Origin of the sequence: Cloacibacillus evryensis DSM 19522, from assembly GCF_000585335.1 — a bacterium.
Classification (GTDB): Bacteria; Synergistota; Synergistia; order Synergistales; family Synergistaceae; genus Cloacibacillus; species Cloacibacillus evryensis.
Genome location: NZ_KK073872.1, coordinates 169,599 through 185,545, shown reverse-complemented (window position 1 = coordinate 185,545; position 15,947 = coordinate 169,599). Strand labels below are relative to the sequence as shown.

Here is a 15,947-nt window from a genome sequence, read left to right as displayed (position 1 = left end):
GGGTCTCTGGTGACTTTGGTGGTGCCGGAGACGATTCCCGCCGGGTCTCCTATGGAGGGGACTTCTACTACGAGGTCGGCTTTGGTCTGGGGGATGGAGACGGGGGCGGCCGGGTATTGGACGAGGTTGTCGGTTATTACTACGACTTTGTCGGCGTAGTCGGCGTCTGTGTAGGCGTAGCCGAGGGAGCCGCAGGCGGATTTGCCCAAGGTGCCGCAGATGTTGCCGTATTTGTCGACCGTGGGGGCGCCGATGAAGGCGACGTCTATGTGGACGTCTCTCGCCATTACCGCGCGGGGACGGCCTCCGTGGCTTCTGAGTACGACGGGGACGCTCATGCCGCCTTCCGATACGAGCTGGCCGATGGGGCCGTTGACGGAGCCCATGATTTTTGTCACTACTCCGCTTTTTATGTGGTCGATGACTTTTTTGTGGACTCCGAAGAGGGCGGTCGGGAATAGGGTCAGCTCTTTGATGCCCATTTCGGCGCAGGCGTCGAGGACCATGTTGACGACGTAGTCTCCGTTTCTAAGGTGGTGGTGGAAGGAGATGGTCATGCCGCTTTTGAGGCCGCTGGCTCTGATGGCTTCTTTGATCGAGCTGACTGTTTTGTCGGTGTTGTCGCTGTTGAAGCACCTGAGTTTGGCTCCCGCGATGTTTCCTTCGGGCTTTTTCGCGAAGGCTCCCTGGTAGTGTTTTACTTTGCCGTAGCCTTCTATGTAGTCGGGGATTTCCCGTTTTACTGCGTTGATTGTCATTTCAGTTCACCTCTTGTTGGGCCGTTTATGCCAGGCCGGCGCGGACGAGTGTGTATTCCGCTCTTTTGACTACGGGGATGTCTACCATTTTACCGTCTACGGTGACGGCTCCCTGCCCGCGTTCTGCCGCTTCTTTGGCGGCGGCGATTATTTTCTGCGCTTTGGCTATTTCGGCTTCGGTGGGGGTGAAGATGTCGTGGATGATTTTTATCTGGTTGGGGTGGATGATGGATTTGCCCGAGAAGCCAAGCTGTTTGATGAATTCTGTCTCTTTGCGCAGTCCTTCGTCGTCTGTGATGCGCGGGAATACGGTGTCCAGAGGTTCTACTCCCGCCGCGCGCGCCGCGAAGACGAGCATTCTTCTGGCCCATTCGAGTTCGGTGCTGTCGTCTGAACGGTTGGTTTTGAGGTCGGCTCTGAGGTCTTCTCCTCCGGGGATGATGGCCTCTATGCGCGGCGAGGCTTTGGCTATTTCATAGGCGTTCCAGATGCCGTGCGCGGTTTCGAGGAGGCAGTGGAGGGTGAGTTTACCGACGGGAAGTCCGTTTTTTTCTTCGAGACGGGAGAGTTCTTCGTCTATTATTTTGACGGTGCCGGCGTCTTCGACTTTGGGGACGCGGATGCCGTCGAGGCGTTTGTTGGGGACGATGGCCGCGAGGTCGTCTTTCCAGTATTCGGTGTCTACTCCGTTGATGCGGACGGAGACGTAGCAGCTGCCGAATTCGCCCTGTTTGAGGTATTTGCTGACCAGTATCCTCGCGGTGTCTTTTTCGACCATCGCGACGGCGTCTTCGAGGTCGAGGACTACTCCGTCCGAGCCGAAGAGGTAGCCGCGCGTGAGCATGTTGGGGTTGTTGCCGGGGAGGTAGAGCATCGTGCGTCTCATCTTATTTGTCTTCCCCCTTCTGTTTCAGCAGTCTTTTGTAAGCGGCTTCGACCCGCGCGCCGAGGACGATGTCGAGCGCTCCGTTGTCCTGCACGGCGGCTTCGATGTCTTTTACGCCGAGTTCTTCCAGGGTCTCGGTTATTTTCTTTTCCATCGCGCTTTTGAAGCGGGCCGCGCTCGCTCCCGTTATTGTTATCTTGATCCCGGCTCCCGACTCCGCCTCGGTGAGCGTCACGAGGCAGTCCATTGACTCGAGCGTGCCGGCCTGGGATGTCTTCATCTTTTCGTTCCCCCTGTTCTTATCCGAAACACGGCCCGCCTGTCGATTTTTCAACGGTAGGCAGGCCGCGCGGTTATTTGCCGTTGCTGTCCCGGCTCATTATCACTTCAAGGACCCCGCCCGCAATCGCGAGCGCTTTGTCCGTTATGCTCCAGCAGTGCGACGGGTCGCCGCGCGGGTCGACGTCACCTATTTTGAGCCCATTCGTGACGCGCACGCGCGGGTGGATGAGGCCGCGCAGCACACCGTCAACGCGCGCGCAGACCTCGACGCCGCCCACGTAGCCGACGACTTCGCCGACGGAGACTTCGTCGCCGATTTTCCGTACCGGCAGCAAATAGCCGTCTGCCGGCGCGCGCAGCAGCCGTTCCGTGCCGTAGCCCTTTATTATTCCCGGCACGCCGGTGTTGGGGATGGCGCTGCCATCCCTGATGACGCGTCCGAGAGTGTGTCCGCGCTTCGTTTCTATCACGGCATCGACGTCGCCCGGCGCGCTGAAGCCGGGGCCGACGGCGATGACGGTGGGCGCCATATCCTTGGTTGTGCCGATATTTTTCTTTGCCATGACGGCGTCGACGAGGATGTCCGGCTTGACTTCCCTTATCGACCGGCCCTCGGGGTCGACGAGCACCTGTATGACGTCGGACGCGGGGTCGTATTCTTTCATGGAGCCGATGAGCACGGCGGACATGTCTTCGACCTTTGCCCTGCCGTCAAATACGGCGGAGGCCACGGAGACGGTTCGGCGTACGACCAGCGGCAGCGCCGTCTCCAGCGCCAGCACGGAGTATCCGACTCTCCACAGCCGGTATATTATTCCCGTCGCAAGGTCGCCGCCGCCCCTGACGACAGCCGTTTTACCATTTCTCATGACAAAGGATCTCCATTCACGCCTTTAAAGGCGACTCACCTTGAGGACGTCGCAGCGCAGGCATCTGCCGGCCTCTTTGGCGATCTGTCCTTCGCAGAATCCTTTTTCGACTTCGCAGAAGCAGCTCTTACGCTCTTCTGGTGAGAGCGCCGGCATCTTTTCGCGCGGCGTCGGGTTTTCGTCTATCGGCTTGCTCATTTCTCTCTTAATATATTTGTGCGCGATCACCTGTCCGTCGCCTCCGAGGTAGCGGTCGATGGAAGAGGCCGCCTCTTTGCCGCGGTTTACGCCGCCTACGACGGAATCGGGGCCGGTGGCGCAGTCGCCGCCGGCGAATATCCACGGCGTGGCGGTGGTCCCGCGGTATGCCGCTTTGATCACGTTGCCGCGGATGTCTACAAGCTCTTCGTCGCCCGCCGCCACTTCGCGGCTCAGGGCCTGGCCGATAGCACAGATCACGAAATCGGCGTGAACTTTCATCTGCGCGCTTTCGTCATAAGAGGGGTTGAAACGCCCCGACGCGTCAAAGACGGCGGTGCATTTTTTAAATGTCACCCCGTCGGCGCGTCCCTCTTTCGCGGAGATCGCCATCGGGCCCCAGCCGTTGAATACGTAAAGCCCCTCATCTTTACCCTCTCTGACTTCGTCTGGGTGAGCCGGCATTTCATCCTCTTTTTCAAGGCAGAAGAGTGATACTTTCGCCGCGCCGAGGCGTATCGCCGTCCGCGCGCAGTCCATGGAGACGTTTCCTCCGCCTATGACGATGACCTCTTTGCCGCGCAGGTCACAGCCGCCGCCGGTCTTTACCGAGCGCAGGAATGAGACGCCGGAGGTCACGCCCTCGGAATCCTCGCCCTCGACGCCAAGTTTGCGGTCGTTGTGGTCGCCGACGGCGATGTAGACGGCCATGTAGCCCTGTTTCCGCAGTTCTTTGATCGAAATGTCCTCTCCGATTTTAGTTCCCGTCACAAATTCGATGCCCATTTCCCTGAACAGTTCAAGCTCTTTGGCAAATTTATCAGCCGGCAGCCGATATTCGGGAAGGCCGACCGCCAGCATGCCGCCGACCACGTCAAGCGCTTCAAAGACGGTCACTTCGTAGCCTTTTTTCCGCAGATAGAAGGCGCAGGAAAGTCCCGAAGGGCCGGAACCGACGACGGCGACGCGTTTGCCGTTTTCCGGTTCCATCGGCGGCAGCGGGAACTTACCGTCGTGCTCGAGCAGCCAGTCGGTGATGAAGCGCTTGATGCCGCGGATGGCGATCGGTTCGTCGATCTTGACGCGGTTGCACATATTTTCGCAGAGGTGGTTGCAGACGCGGCCGCAGGTGAGGACGAGCGGGTTTTCGTTCTGGATCACCTGATAGGCCTCTTTGTACATGCCGCGCCGCGCGAAGTCGAGATAGACAGGGACTTCGACATTGGCCGGGCAGGCGTTCTGGCAGGTATATCTCATGCAGTGGATATAGGCCGAAGGGTCGTGGCGTTCGTAGAGGCATTCCGTACAGTAGAGGCATTCCGTGATGCGGTCGAAGCGATGGTCCTTTGCCTTGCGCACCCACATCGGGTCGGCGATCAGCGGACGGGCCAGCGCCACCATGTCGGCGCGCCCCTCGGCGATGACGTTGTCGGCAAACTCGGGGTTGCCGAGTTTGCCCACGGTGACCACGGGCACGTCGACACATTTTTTGATCTCTTCCGCGAGGTAGACGTTGGGGCCGTCTGGGTATTCGATCGTCGGTTTGCCTCGCTGGTCCGAGTATCCCTTGACGGGCGCGTCGTCGAAGCGCACGCCGGCGGAGACGTCCATACAGTCGATGCCGTGCTTGACAAGCTCCTGCGCGAAGATGCGGCTCTGTACTATCGTGTTGCCTCCGAGGACAAATTCTTCGGCGCTGATGCGCGCGAAGAGCGGGTAATCCGGGCCGACGATGGCGCGCACCTTCTTTAGTATCTCAAGATGCATGAACATCCTGCCGTATATGTCACCGCCGAATTCGTCGGTGCGCAGGTTGGTGCGGCGCGAGATGAAATCCGCCATCGTGTAGGTATGCGCGTAATGAAGCTCTATGGCGTCGAAGCCCGCCTCGTAGGCGCGGCGCGCGCCGGCGGCGAAGTCGTCGATGATGCCGTAGCACTCTTCGTTGGTCAGTTCGTGCGGTTTCCTGCCTACGCCGTAAATCGAATGCGCGATCTGCAGGCCGATCTTGCAGCCTTCGTCATGCACGGCGGCGATAAGTTTTTTAAAACCGTCGATATGCTCGTCGCGGCTGATCTGCAGACGCAGCCCCGCGTGGATGAAGTGCGAGCTGACGCTCGTATGCTCGGTCATGATCAGGCCGACGCCGGAACGGGCGCGGTCCACATAATGCTTGATGGTATTCTTCGAGACAAACCCTCCGGGAGCCGCCGAGTTGGTAAACATCGGCGACATGATGACCCTGTTGCTCAGTTCCATCGAATTTATTTTGATAGGTGTAAAAAGGCCGATTCGCTGCATGTGAAAATACTCCTTTCAGAAAGCGTTTATAAAAAGGCCGCGGCAGATAGTCGTTTTTCTTTTCCGCCGCAGACCTCGATTCCTGATAATATTTACGATCTATTTTTTCGTGGCGGCCTTGCGCGCCGCGATCTTCTCCGAAGCGATCCTCACGGCGTCGTAGAACTGCAAATAGCCGGTGCAGCGGCAGAAGTGGCCCGATAGTTCGTCGCGCACTTCTTCCTTCGTCGGGTTCTCCTCACGCATCAGCAGCGCCTTGGCGGAGAGCACGACGCCCGGGGTGCAGAAGCCGCACTGGATGGCTCCCGCTTCAACGAATGCTTCCTGTATCGGGTCGAGTTCGCCGTTCTGCTCAAGCCCCTCTATCGTGAGGATGCTCCTGCCCTGCGCCTTCATCGCGGGCACGATGCACGAATCGACGGGCAGCCCGTCCACCAGCACCGTGCAGGCGCCGCATTCGCCCTCCTCGCAGCCCTTTTTCGTCCCCGTAAGGCCGAGGTCATACCTGATCACGTCGGCCAGAGAGTGGCTGGGGTCGATCATTATCGCGATATCTTTACCATTGACGACACATTTTAATTCCTGCATCAGATCCACTCCTTATGCGAGAGCCGCTGCGGCTTCTGTCAGCGCCTGCTCGACGAGGTCCTTCACGAGAGCTTTGCGGTAGGCCCCGGAACCGCGCACGAGCGAGTCGCGCGGCGAGGCCTCCTCTTCGGCGATCGCGGCGGCCTCTGCGAAAAGCTCTGCCGACGGTTTCTTTCCTACCATGTGCGCCTCGGCCCTTTGCGCGCGGAAGGGGACTACGGCAACGGGCGAGGCGACGACGCGCGCCGCGCTTATGGCCCCGTCTTCCGCGGCCTCAAGCATCACCGCGACATTGACCACCGGCAGCGCCATCGCCTCGCGAGGCGCGATGCGCTTGAAGGCCGTGCCATATTTGCCGGCGGGGATGGCGATCTCTATCTTCGTAAGAATCTCTTTCGTCGGATCGACATAGCTCTCGCCGACCCTCTTTGACAGTTCACAAAGCGGCTTCATGCGCGCGCCCTCACAGTTCGCGATCTCGCAGATCGCGCCGAGCGCCGTCATCGGCACCACAGAATCCGCCGCCGGCTGCGCGCTGACAATGTTTCCCGCGAGCGTCGCGATGTTGCGGATCTGCGGTGAGCCGACGCTGCGGCAGCCGTCGGAAAGCGCGGGGAATATCTGTTTCACTGACTCGTTAGCTGCGATCTCAGCGTGAGTCATTGCCGCGCCGATCGTCATTTTACCGTTCATCACGGAGACGAATTTCATCTCGGGAATATCGGAGACGTCGACGAGGACAGAGGGAGAAACTTTGCCATCGCGTATCCAGAGCATAAGGTCGGTCGCGCCCGAAACGAGGCGGGCTTCTCCTTTATACTCTTCGAGGAACGCGAGCGCCTCTTTTATATCTTTCGGAAATAAGTGTTTTTCCACTTTTTTCAATTTGTTTCCCTCCCGAATTTGGTTCCGGCAAACTGCTGAACGAGCAGCAGCGCCATTACGCCAAGGCCGATGTAGTCGGTGATCGCGCCGGGATAGATGAGCAACAGCCCGCCGATCACAAGGACGCCGCGCAGCAGCATCGGTATCTCCTTCTTCAGATATCCCTCAAGTCCCGCACAGAGGATCAGCACGCCCAAAGTCGCGGAGGTCACGATCCATACGCTTTGCAGGCAGAAGTTGGCGGGAGTGACCATCAGCATCGGCTCAAAGACGAAGATGAAGGGGACGATGAACGACACCAGGCCGATACGGCAGGCCTGCCATCCGACCGTCGCCGCGTTTGCTTCCGATATCCCCGCCGCGGCATAGGAGGCGACGGCAACGGGCGGCGTTATCGCGGAGAGCGTCGCGAAGTAGACGACGAACATGTGCGCCTCAAGCGGCTGCAGGCCCAGCTCGTAGAGCGAAGGGATGCAGAGGGCCGCCGTCAGGCAGTAGGCCGCCGCAACGGGCATGCCCATGCCGAGCAGGGTGCAGATCGCCGCCGTCAGTATCAACGCCGAGAGCGTGCTGTTGCCTCCGAGGCTGAGGATGAGGCTCGCGAGCTTTCCGCTGAGCCCCGTCGTCATCAGCCCCGCGATGACGCAGCCAGCCACGGCGCATGAGAGCGAAACGATGACGGCAGAACGCGCGGCGTCCTCCAGCGCTTTGATCACCGCAGGCAGATGCATTCTCGTCTCCTTGCGCACCCAAGAGGCGGCGATCACGGCGGCAATGCCGACGACGGCGGAAAGGTTGGCCGTGTAGCCGCGCATGAGCATGACCACAAGCACGACGAGCGGGACAAGGAATATCCATCCCTCTTTCAGCGTTCCCCATACTGACGGCAGCTCGGAGACGTCGAGGCCGACGAGACCGCATTTTTTCGCGCGGAAATGGACGATCAGCAGCAGCGCCAGATAATATAGAACGCCGGGCACGAATGCTGCGATAGCGATGTTCTTATAGGAGATACCTGCCATCTCGACCATCAGGAATGCCGCCGTGCCCATAATCGGCGGCATTATACCGCCGCCGGTGGCCGCCACCGCCGTTACAGCGCCGGAGAAGGTCCCGTCATAACCGGCCTTTTTCATCATCGGGATGGTAAAGGAACCGGTCGTAACGACGTTGGCCGTCGGGCTGCCGTTGATCATACCAAAGAGCCCGCTGGTGATGATCGCGACTTTGCCCGCACCGCCGGCATAACGCCCGGCGACCGCCATCGAAAACTTGTAGAAAAAGTCCCCCGCTCCCGAGGCGGCAAAAAACGAGCCGAACATGACGAACATGAATACGTATGTGGCGGCTGCCGCGATCGGCGAAGAGTATATGCCGTTCGTCGTAAAGACGAGCTGGTCGAGAATGTCGATCGCCAGCAGTTTACGGTGATAGAGGACGCCGGGTATGAGGTGTCCCCACAGCGCGTATGCGAGGAAGATGCAGCCGATGCTCGGGAGCACGAATCCCATACACCTCTTCGTAAGGCCGATGACGGCGATTACGGTCAGGAGACCGATCACGATCTCCAGCGAGGAAAGCTCGTCCACCATTGGCATACGCGTCAGATACGTCTCCATTTGAGTACAGTAATATATACCCGCCAACGCGAGGATCGCCGCGTATATCCAGTCCTCGATCGGGACCCTTGTGCTGGTGCGTTGGTTGGTCTGAAATGTCCTCGTGTATATCAGCGCACAGAGCACCATGATGAACGTCAGATGTATCGCGTAGTGCATCTGGGGCTGGATCGTCAAAAAAGTTGCTTGGGCAAGCTGATATAGAGACATGATTACCGCGACATATTTTACCGTCAGCGCGTCAAAACCGCTCAGTTTGCGCTTTTTCCCCTCTTCTGTCAACAATTTCCATAGTTTGTTCAATTATCTGCACCTCAATTCAAATATTAAGGGTCTCACTTGCAGGGATTCCGGGGCTGTGTCTAATCTTCTTTGGGCGAATGGAGCGCCCAGTACATCTTCTCCGGCGTGATCGGCAGGTCTCGCATACGCACACCGCAAGCGTCCTCGATCGCGTTGGCAATGGCCGGAGCGGTCGGTATCAACGTCGGCTCGCCGACTCCTTTAGCGCCGTAGGGGCCTATAGGGTCGTTGCTTTCTATCGCGATCCCTTCTACGGCAGGCATATCCTTGATCGTCATGAAGGTATAGCCATGCAGTCCGTTCGTCGCAGGAACGCCGTTTTTAAAGAGCATGTTTTCGTAGAGGCACCAGCCGATGCCCTGCGCTACACCGCCCGTTATCTGTCCGTGCAGCCCCAATTCGTTGATCACTTTGCCGACGTCGTGTACCGCTACGACACGCAGCACCTTGACCTTGCCGGTATGGGTGTCGACCTCGACCTCAACGCCGTGTGCGCCAAACGAATAAGCGCTGGAGTAGTCTCCGTAGAAGTCCTTGTCGGCGCCCTCCGTCGGCGGGTCGTAGGTGACATAGGCCGTGAGCGGCACGCCGGCGCGGCTGCGTATCGCCTTCGCCGCCACCTCTTTGAGCGTCATCAGCACCGACGGATCGCGGCTGCACTTGATGAGGCCGTTTTCCATATACATCGTATCCCGCTGGCGCTTGCTCATCTCCGCGGCCAGAGTCAGCACCTGGTCGAGAACTTTTTCGCTCGCGAGGAAGACGGCCTTGCCGCCCACCGTCGTGACACGGCTCGAATATGTCCCCATACCGAAGGGGCTGACGTCGGTGTCGAGCGGCATCACCGTGATGTCGCCGATCGGCACGCCAAGCCTTTCCGAGGCGATCTGCGCGAATACCGTTTTCGCGCCCTGCCCCATGTCGGCCTCGCCCGAGAAGATGAATACCTCACCGTCCTCGTGGATACGTATCATTGCCGAAGAACCGTCAAATTTATCGCCGCCGCGGTTGCCGGAGACGTGCGTCATACAGGCTACTCCGATGCCGCGCTTGATGCGTCCGTCCTGTTCCTCGGCAGGCAGGCGGTTTTCCTTGATCTTCTCCGCCGCTATCCTGATACATTCGGAAAGTTCGCAGCTCTTGATATGCCAGCGGTGCAGCGTCATGTCGCCCTTGTGGACACAGTTCTTGAGACGCACCTCGACCGGGTCGAGGCCGACCTTGCGGCAGCATTCGTCGATGAACGACTCGACGGCAAAGTGCATCTGGCTGTTGCCGTAGCCGCGGAAGCCGCTGGTCGGAATGAGGTTTGTATAGACGAGATAGGAGTCGCATTTACTTGACTTATATCTGTAGAGGCAGTCGGTACGCATCGAAAGGTTCAGCAGCACCTTCGGCGCGGCCCATGAATAGGCTCCGTTGTCGGCGACGATCGTCGCCTGCTTGCAGACCATCGTGCCGTCCTTCATCATGCCAAGCTTGACCTTCATACGCGGCGCGATACGCGGGCGCGTCGTAAGCTGTTCCTCGTCCCTTGTGAGGAGTATTTTCACCGGCCGCCCCGTCTTCTTCGCGAGCACGGCGGCGATGGGATGAAAATTCCTGATCCAGATCTTCGCGCCAAAACCGCCTCCGATGAATGGCGACTTCACCGTCACCTGCGTCGGCTTGATGCCAAGCGCCTTCGCGATCTCGTTTCTTCCCTGAAAAGCGGACTGAAGGCCGGTCCACACGGTAAGGCGCCCGTTTGATTCCCACTGCGCGACCGCCCCGAAAGGCTCAAGGTAAAGCCCAGAGACACGGTGCGTGCTGAATTCCTTTTCAAAAACATAATCACAGGAGGCGAAGTCCGCCTCGATATCGCCGCGTTGTATATGATACTCGCGCGCGACGTTTGTCCCCTTTTCTTCATGGACGAGCGGCGAATCTTTCTCCATCGCCTTCACCGGGTCGTCGACTACCGGCAATTCCTCGTATTCTACCTTAATGAGTTTGAGCGCCTCGCGCGCGATCTCGTCGTTTTCGGCCGCGACCGCCGCGACCTCGTCGCCGACATAACGCACCTTCTCCACCGCAAGCATGTCGACGTCTGCGATCTCCATACCAAACTTGTTCTGCGGACAGTCCTTGGCGGTGATGACCGCCTTCACGCCAGGCAGCGCTTCGGCGGCGGAGGTATCGATCGACAATATCCTCGCGTGAGGGTAGGGCGAGCGCAGTATTTTCCCTGTCAAAAGGCCGGGAAATTCCAGATCGTCAAGATACCTGGCGCTGCCCGTCACCTTTTCCCGAGCGTCTACAAAGCTCTGTTTCAAGCCGATACTGTTAAACTTCTCCATATAGAGCCCTCCACAACTGTATTACCTAATCCAACGCGGCGACCTCAAAGAGGTCCACTCTCTCCTTCGTTTTTACTATCTGCATGGCGCCGGCGACAAACAACACCGCGCCAAAAATCATTCCTTTGCCGATCAGCGTTTCGGCTCTCCGGCATCCCGCCTCAAGAGCAAGCTCGGCGCTTCCGCTCCGAAGGCAGCCGACGGACTTCGTCACCGTCAGCCCGCGGATATCCGTTCCGTAGTCAAGCTCCTCAGCGAGGCACTGTTCTATGGCCGGATCATCACAGTAACAGGCGTTGGCGATCGCGGTGGCCGCCGCGTCAGCCCTTGAAGAATCGGGAGCGAGCGCCGTCACGGCTGAAGCGATACCGCGCGTAAGGCTCCTTCCTCCCAATCCGCTTGTGGCAAGTCCCCTTATCTCACCGAATGATTTTATTTTCAGAGAATGGGTTGCCCGCCCGCCGTTGATGTCGCTTATCAGGCCGACCTTCAAAAAATCTCGCGGCGTACTCTGTCCCCGGGATATATGCCAGGCAATATCGCCTCCGTTATTGGCAAGCGCGTAATCCGCTCCGTGGGCGGCCATCGCTTCGACGGCGAAATCCGCGGTCGTGCCCGCGACCGCAGCCAGCGGAGTGAAGTCTCCCTCTTCGAGCATCATGACGGATTCCGTCATTTTACGTACCGCCAGCGGCGTCCCGTCCGGGAGCGAAGATATTTTTTCCACCGGGCGGCGCAGATACTCAAGATATACTGCTGACTCTCCAAAGACTTCGAGCACCCGCTCCGCTCCGGCAACCGCCGCCTCCGTAAAGGCACAGCCGTTACGGCGCGCCTCAAGCGTCATGGTGATCGGGCCGTGATCGATATAGACGAGGCCCTCCTGTATTACATTGTACTTTTGAAAGTTCATGAAATTACTCCTGATTTGCCGTGGGAATCCTTAAATAAAAGGGTTTCCCGCGGCAAAATCAAAACTTATTACTTGTTTTCGTTAAAAAACTTCACCGCGCCGGGGTGAAGCGGAACGGGCGCCGTATTCTTAATTTCCGAGAATTTCAGCCCCTTAAGCGAACCGTGGATGTTGCAGAAGTAGGGGAAATTGTCCTTGATCGACTTGAGGATCGCGTATGCTTCGTCGTCGGGAAGGTCGGCGTTGGTAAACAGGATGACCGTAGCTCCGACGGTGGGAACATCATTCTTGAGGAAGTTATAGGCGGATTTGGGGATCACGGCCGAGTAGGTGCCCAGTTCGTCGTTGACCTTCTTCTGGGCGGCGGGAGACATGCCGAGCAGGTTCAGCTTCAGGGTCGTTCCCGCGTCGACGACATGGCTTGACGGTACCTGAATAACGTTGCTGTAGGCGTCGATCTTGCCGTCTCTCATAAGGTCAAGAGCCGCGCCCATCGAGCTGTTCTTCGTGAACCCGCCCCACTTGTCGATATCGGCCGCAGTGATGCCTTCAGCCTCGATAACCTTTTTGCCTACGATGTCCATAAAGGAATCCTTGGTGTTGAAATAGGCTTTGAGCGGATATTTCTTACTCTTCAGATCGGCGAAGGTGTTTGCCTTCGTGTCAGCTTTGACGATAAAATGCTCTACCGCTCCGTTGTAAAGAACACAGAGCGCGCGAAGGTTATCGATCTTTTTCTTAAAGGGCTGTTTGCCGTCCGCCGCCATTTTGATGAGCTGGGCGTGAGCGATGCCGAGCTGGATTTTCCCGCGCGAAACAAGGGCGAGGTTGGCCGCTTCCTGACCCACTTCATAAGCGGTGTTGGAACCGGGATAGCTGCGCCTTACGACTTCGCCGACGCCTTCGCCGATCGCCGCCCAAGCGCCGCCGATAGAGCCTCCGCATATTGCCAGGTCAAGTTTCTGCGCAGCCTGTGCCGGAGCTGCCGCAAAACCAGCCACTGAGAAGATTACCGCCACTAATGCCAGTACCGTAAAAAACTTTTTCATTACAAAGTTCCTCCTCTCAAAATGTGAAACGTTTTCCGAATAAATGTCCCTTCTCTCCCACGGGACATAAAACCGCCATTTAATCCTTGAGCTCGGTAAACTCGTATCTGCCCTCTTTGAGCACATCCTCTTTTGTGCGCATCGCGTGGACGTGCCCCTTGATCTTTTCGTAATTTTCAACCGTCATCGTGTATTCGATGGGGGCGAGGACCGCCGGCGAAGCCGTGTAGTTGAAGGGGTGGTCGATCATCTTCTCCACATCGGCAAGAAACGTTATTCCGCCGCCGGGCATCAGGTATGTCGGAGCGCCGGCGATCGTGAGGTTCGCGTCGCCTCGGTGCACCGCCTTGGTGATCTGTATCGGGTCGACCGTGACGCCGGCCCGCGCGCTGCCGCCGACGCCCGCATAGTACATCGCGGAGACGCGGCTGTCTTCGCAGCAGCCAGCCGCCATTTTACGGAAGGCTTCCAGTTCGGCGGGGATCGCGACAGGTACCGGCTTTCCCTCGGATGAGACCTCGAAGAGCGCGATCTTGCGCCAGGTGGTTTCGGCGACCAGTATCTTCATGCCCGGCCTGGCGATGTTCATATCGATATTCCTGATCGCCTCGATGGGGTCTTTGATATTTGTGCCGCCCCAGCCGTCGCCGTGCTCAAAGAAATAACGGCCGTTGGTCGCCAGCCGTCCGACGGGTGTGACGCCGCTGTAAGGTTTCTGCTCCGCGCCGGCGGGATGCTGTGTGAAAAGCCCGGTGATATGATGGTCGAGGATGATCGCCTCGTCAATAAGCGGAGCCAGCGAGCGCGCGAACAATCCGCAGCAGGCGCCGCCGCAGCCGACGCGCATTTTATCGTCAACGACGCCGTTGATCACGGGATGCTCGCCTACCTGCAGCTCCAGCGTGCAGCCGTTATCCACCGTCAGCGTCACCTTTTCTTTATTTCCCAGCTCGGCCATCGTCTTCACGACATACATGCCGTCGGGGCCTTTGACCTTGTTGACGCCGCCGAGGATGAGAATATGGGAACCGTATTGCTCCGTGGTGACGATGCCGACAACCCTGCCGCTGCGGCGAACGAGCGCGCCCTCATCGCCGATGTGGGCGTTGGTGTCGATCTTCACCATCATCGAGCTGTAGGAGACCGGGGCCTCTGTAACGACGGTGACGACGTCAAAATCATCGCGCTTTTCGGTGACGATATAGGGGGCCGGTTTGTAATCGGGATAGGCAGCGCCGGCTCCGACCGCGGAAACGACCGGTTTCATGATCGCGGTCTTTTCCGGAGTGATCTCGGTGTTTGTCGGTATCTGCAGGGGCCTTACAAGGGCAAGCCCGCCGTTTTCATTGCGGAAGCGCTTGCACGCGCCCTCTTTACCCTCGGGAATGCGGCATTTGACGCCGCAGTTGCGGCAGAGCAGGGTATTCTCCGCTACCGCATCCTCCGATATCGCGCCGGGTTTGCAGTATTTGATGCAGGTGACGCAGTGGACGCAGTTGTCGTTGACTACCGCCTTTCTGTCAACGACCCTGATCGCCCCGGAGGGACATACCTGCTCACACGCCTTGCATCCCACACACTTGCTGATTTCAACTCTTATCATTTCTCCCAACTCCTTTAAAAGGGGCCTTACAAAAACTCCGGCAGCGCTGCATTACTGCCGTCGACACTGCCGGAGCGAGGGTAGAGGTGGTACGCTAGATCTTACCTTCCTGTTTCGCTTTGAGTATCGCGAGCAGTCTCTCCTGCTCGTTGCTGACGATCATTACGCCTTCGTCGACGCCCATTCCGGGGGTTCCCGCCATTGCGAACGGTTTGGTGGCAACGGCAAGATTGGCGCAGACGATCGCAGCCTTGTCCGTCTGGTTGCAGGTGCCGCCCTGGTAGGCAAGGACGCCGTGCGCCTTGCAGTAGAGGTCGGCCTCCACTATGTTGTTGATGCCGCCGAGGTCGATCGTCTTGACCTGTACCATGTCGGCGCCCTTGGCGTCGACCCACTCGACGATCTCTTCGTAGGTGTTCGCGTATTCGTCGATGATAAGTTTAAGGCGGCAGCCGGCGTCGTCAAGGTACTTGCGCAGATATTTCATGGCCTCAAGCTGCTTTTCGTTCGATTTCATATCTACCGGCATCTCGACGAATACTTCATAGGGGGCGCAGGCGTCGGCGACTTTGATGAGGTATTCGCCGACCTTGTCAAGGTCGTTGTCGAAGGCCTTGCCCATGCAGCCGTAGACGTCGTAGCGCATGACGGGCTTGTAGTCGGGTTCACCGATATCGGAGATGCGCTTCGTGACCCATTTGACCCAGTCAAGGAATATCTGTCCGTCTTTGCCGAGCTTCTCTTCGACGTTGTTGATCAGTCCGTGGGGCATCATGCCGACCTTCTTGAGGATCATCTTGTCAACGTTGGTGTAGCGCTCGTCGCCGGACTGGGCGTTGATGCGCACAGGGGTGAGGTCGACGGGCAGGTTGTATTCGTTGAGGATGACTTCGCACATCGTCAGCTTCTGCTCGTAGGCGGCGGCTTCGAGTATCGCCTGAGTCACGCCGTAGCGGATGGAGGCGGGGAGGCGCTCTCCGTCGAACTCATAGCGGTCAAATTTCTCCGCCGTCGATTTGAATTCTTTGATATCCATTCCCTCAAAGTAGGGCGTTACGTACTTCTCGATGACCTTGATCAGCGCCGCGGCGGTGTTCGGGACCTCTCTGCCGCCGCTGGCCGCGTACTGGGCGACGGCGCAGTCGCCGTATACCACATGGCCGTCTTCAAGGACGAACATCACGGAAACCGCCACGCCTGGCTGTCTGATCGACTTGAATCCGGGCGTTACCGGCGCGCCTTTATATACGAAGCCGTCGGACTTAGCGCCGCTTTTGATGGCCTCTTTGTCGTCCATATAGAATCCGGTAAGCGCCTCTGAACAAAGTACCTTTTTAACCTTCATTTCAAATCA

General features: G+C 58.3%; 13 protein-coding genes and 1 pseudogene. 1 reads left to right on the top strand and 13 read right to left on the bottom strand.

Annotated elements, in window-relative coordinates; all coding sequences use genetic code 11:
• Nucleotides 1–65: 65 nt before the first annotated feature.
• A pseudogene (locus tag CLOEV_RS17435) lies at nt 66–557 on the bottom strand (citrate lyase subunit alpha); the annotation flags it as partial.
• On the opposite strand from CLOEV_RS17435, the gene CLOEV_RS17240 reads away from it, so the two are divergent.
• Entirely contained in the window at nt 556–693 is a 138-nt protein-coding gene (locus tag CLOEV_RS17240) for a hypothetical protein (RefSeq protein ID WP_245591168.1), read from the top strand. The pseudogene CLOEV_RS17435 and the gene CLOEV_RS17240 sit on opposite strands and share 2 nt — an antisense overlap.
• 90 nt (nt 694–783) lie before the next feature.
• Here CLOEV_RS17240 and CLOEV_RS00785 read toward each other — a convergent pair whose 3' ends face one another.
• The 12 genes from CLOEV_RS00785 to CLOEV_RS00730 form a co-directional block, all read right to left on the bottom strand.
• The gene (locus tag CLOEV_RS00785) at nt 784–1,644 is read right to left on the bottom strand and encodes an HpcH/HpaI aldolase/citrate lyase family protein (RefSeq protein ID WP_008709253.1); all 861 of its coding nucleotides are present in this window, start codon (nt 1,642–1,644) and stop codon (nt 784–786) included.
• A 1-nt stretch (nt 1,645) separates the two neighbouring features.
• Nucleotides 1,646–1,924 (bottom strand): citrate lyase acyl carrier protein, encoded by a 279-nt coding sequence (gene citD, locus CLOEV_RS00780; protein WP_008709252.1) that lies wholly within the window; start codon nt 1,922–1,924, stop codon nt 1,646–1,648.
• Between the two features lie 73 nt (nt 1,925–1,997).
• On the bottom strand, nt 1,998–2,795 hold the full coding sequence (yqeB, locus tag CLOEV_RS00775; RefSeq protein WP_034441335.1) for a selenium-dependent molybdenum cofactor biosynthesis protein YqeB: 798 nt from the start codon (nt 2,793–2,795) through the stop codon (nt 1,998–2,000).
• A gap of 24 nt (nt 2,796–2,819) precedes the next feature.
• Nucleotides 2,820–5,294 carry an oxidoreductase gene (locus tag CLOEV_RS15575; RefSeq protein WP_051484775.1) on the bottom strand — a complete coding sequence of 825 codons (2,475 nt, stop codon included), beginning with the start codon at nt 5,292–5,294 and terminating at the stop codon, nt 2,820–2,822.
• 99 nt (nt 5,295–5,393) lie between these two features.
• Nucleotides 5,394–5,882 (bottom strand): (2Fe-2S)-binding protein, encoded by a 489-nt coding sequence (locus CLOEV_RS00765; RefSeq protein ID WP_008709249.1) that lies wholly within the window; start codon nt 5,880–5,882, stop codon nt 5,394–5,396.
• Nucleotides 5,883–5,894: 12 nt separating this feature from the next.
• A complete protein-coding gene (locus CLOEV_RS00760) occupies nt 5,895–6,758 on the bottom strand; it encodes an FAD binding domain-containing protein (protein ID WP_034444970.1) in 864 nt (287 codons plus the stop codon).
• 5 nt (nt 6,759–6,763) lie between these two features.
• Nucleotides 6,764–8,689: a TRAP transporter permease gene (locus CLOEV_RS00755; RefSeq protein ID WP_008709247.1), complete on the bottom strand. Its 1,926-nt coding sequence runs from the start codon at nt 8,687–8,689 to the stop codon at nt 6,764–6,766.
• Between the two features lie 59 nt (nt 8,690–8,748).
• Nucleotides 8,749–11,028: a xanthine dehydrogenase family protein molybdopterin-binding subunit gene (locus CLOEV_RS00750; RefSeq protein ID WP_008709245.1), complete on the bottom strand. Its 2,280-nt coding sequence runs from the start codon at nt 11,026–11,028 to the stop codon at nt 8,749–8,751.
• Nucleotides 11,029–11,053: 25 nt separating this feature from the next.
• Nucleotides 11,054–11,941 (bottom strand): UPF0280 family protein, encoded by an 888-nt coding sequence (locus tag CLOEV_RS00745; RefSeq protein WP_051484770.1) that lies wholly within the window; start codon nt 11,939–11,941, stop codon nt 11,054–11,056.
• Between the two features lie 68 nt (nt 11,942–12,009).
• On the bottom strand, nt 12,010–12,990 hold the full coding sequence (locus CLOEV_RS00740; RefSeq protein ID WP_008709240.1) for a TAXI family TRAP transporter solute-binding subunit: 981 nt from the start codon (nt 12,988–12,990) through the stop codon (nt 12,010–12,012).
• A 79-nt stretch (nt 12,991–13,069) separates the two neighbouring features.
• Nucleotides 13,070–14,593, bottom strand: coding sequence for a DUF362 domain-containing protein (locus tag CLOEV_RS00735; protein WP_034441333.1), 1,524 nt, complete (start codon nt 14,591–14,593; stop codon nt 13,070–13,072).
• 94 nt (nt 14,594–14,687) lie between these two features.
• Nucleotides 14,688–15,938 (bottom strand): methylaspartate ammonia-lyase, encoded by a 1,251-nt coding sequence (locus tag CLOEV_RS00730; protein ID WP_008709238.1) that lies wholly within the window; start codon nt 15,936–15,938, stop codon nt 14,688–14,690.
• Between the last annotated feature and the right edge of the window lie 9 nt (nt 15,939–15,947).

Bases quoted from the DNA above. Each gene is read 5' to 3' on its own strand.
- CLOEV_RS17240 (WP_245591168.1), top strand. From the start codon at position 556: ATGCCGCTTTTGAGGCCGCTGGCTCTGATGGCTTCTTTGATCGAGCTG.
- CLOEV_RS00785 (WP_008709253.1), bottom strand. From the start codon at position 1,644: ATGAGACGCACGATGCTCTACCTCCCCGGCAACAACCCCAACATGCTC.
- citD (WP_008709252.1), bottom strand. From the start codon at position 1,924: ATGAAGACATCCCAGGCCGGCACGCTCGAGTCAATGGACTGCCTCGTG.
- yqeB (WP_034441335.1), bottom strand. From the start codon at position 2,795: ATGAGAAATGGTAAAACGGCTGTCGTCAGGGGCGGCGGCGACCTTGCG.
- CLOEV_RS15575 (WP_051484775.1), bottom strand. From the start codon at position 5,294: ATGCAGCGAATCGGCCTTTTTACACCTATCAAAATAAATTCGATGGAA.
- CLOEV_RS00765 (WP_008709249.1), bottom strand. From the start codon at position 5,882: ATGCAGGAATTAAAATGTGTCGTCAATGGTAAAGATATCGCGATAATG.
- CLOEV_RS00750 (WP_008709245.1), bottom strand. From the start codon at position 11,028: ATGGAGAAGTTTAACAGTATCGGCTTGAAACAGAGCTTTGTAGACGCT.
- CLOEV_RS00745 (WP_051484770.1), bottom strand. From the start codon at position 11,941: ATGAACTTTCAAAAGTACAATGTAATACAGGAGGGCCTCGTCTATATC.
- CLOEV_RS00740 (WP_008709240.1), bottom strand. From the start codon at position 12,990: ATGAAAAAGTTTTTTACGGTACTGGCATTAGTGGCGGTAATCTTCTCA.
- CLOEV_RS00735 (WP_034441333.1), bottom strand. From the start codon at position 14,593: ATGATAAGAGTTGAAATCAGCAAGTGTGTGGGATGCAAGGCGTGTGAG.
- CLOEV_RS00730 (WP_008709238.1), bottom strand. From the start codon at position 15,938: ATGAAGGTTAAAAAGGTACTTTGTTCAGAGGCGCTTACCGGATTCTAT.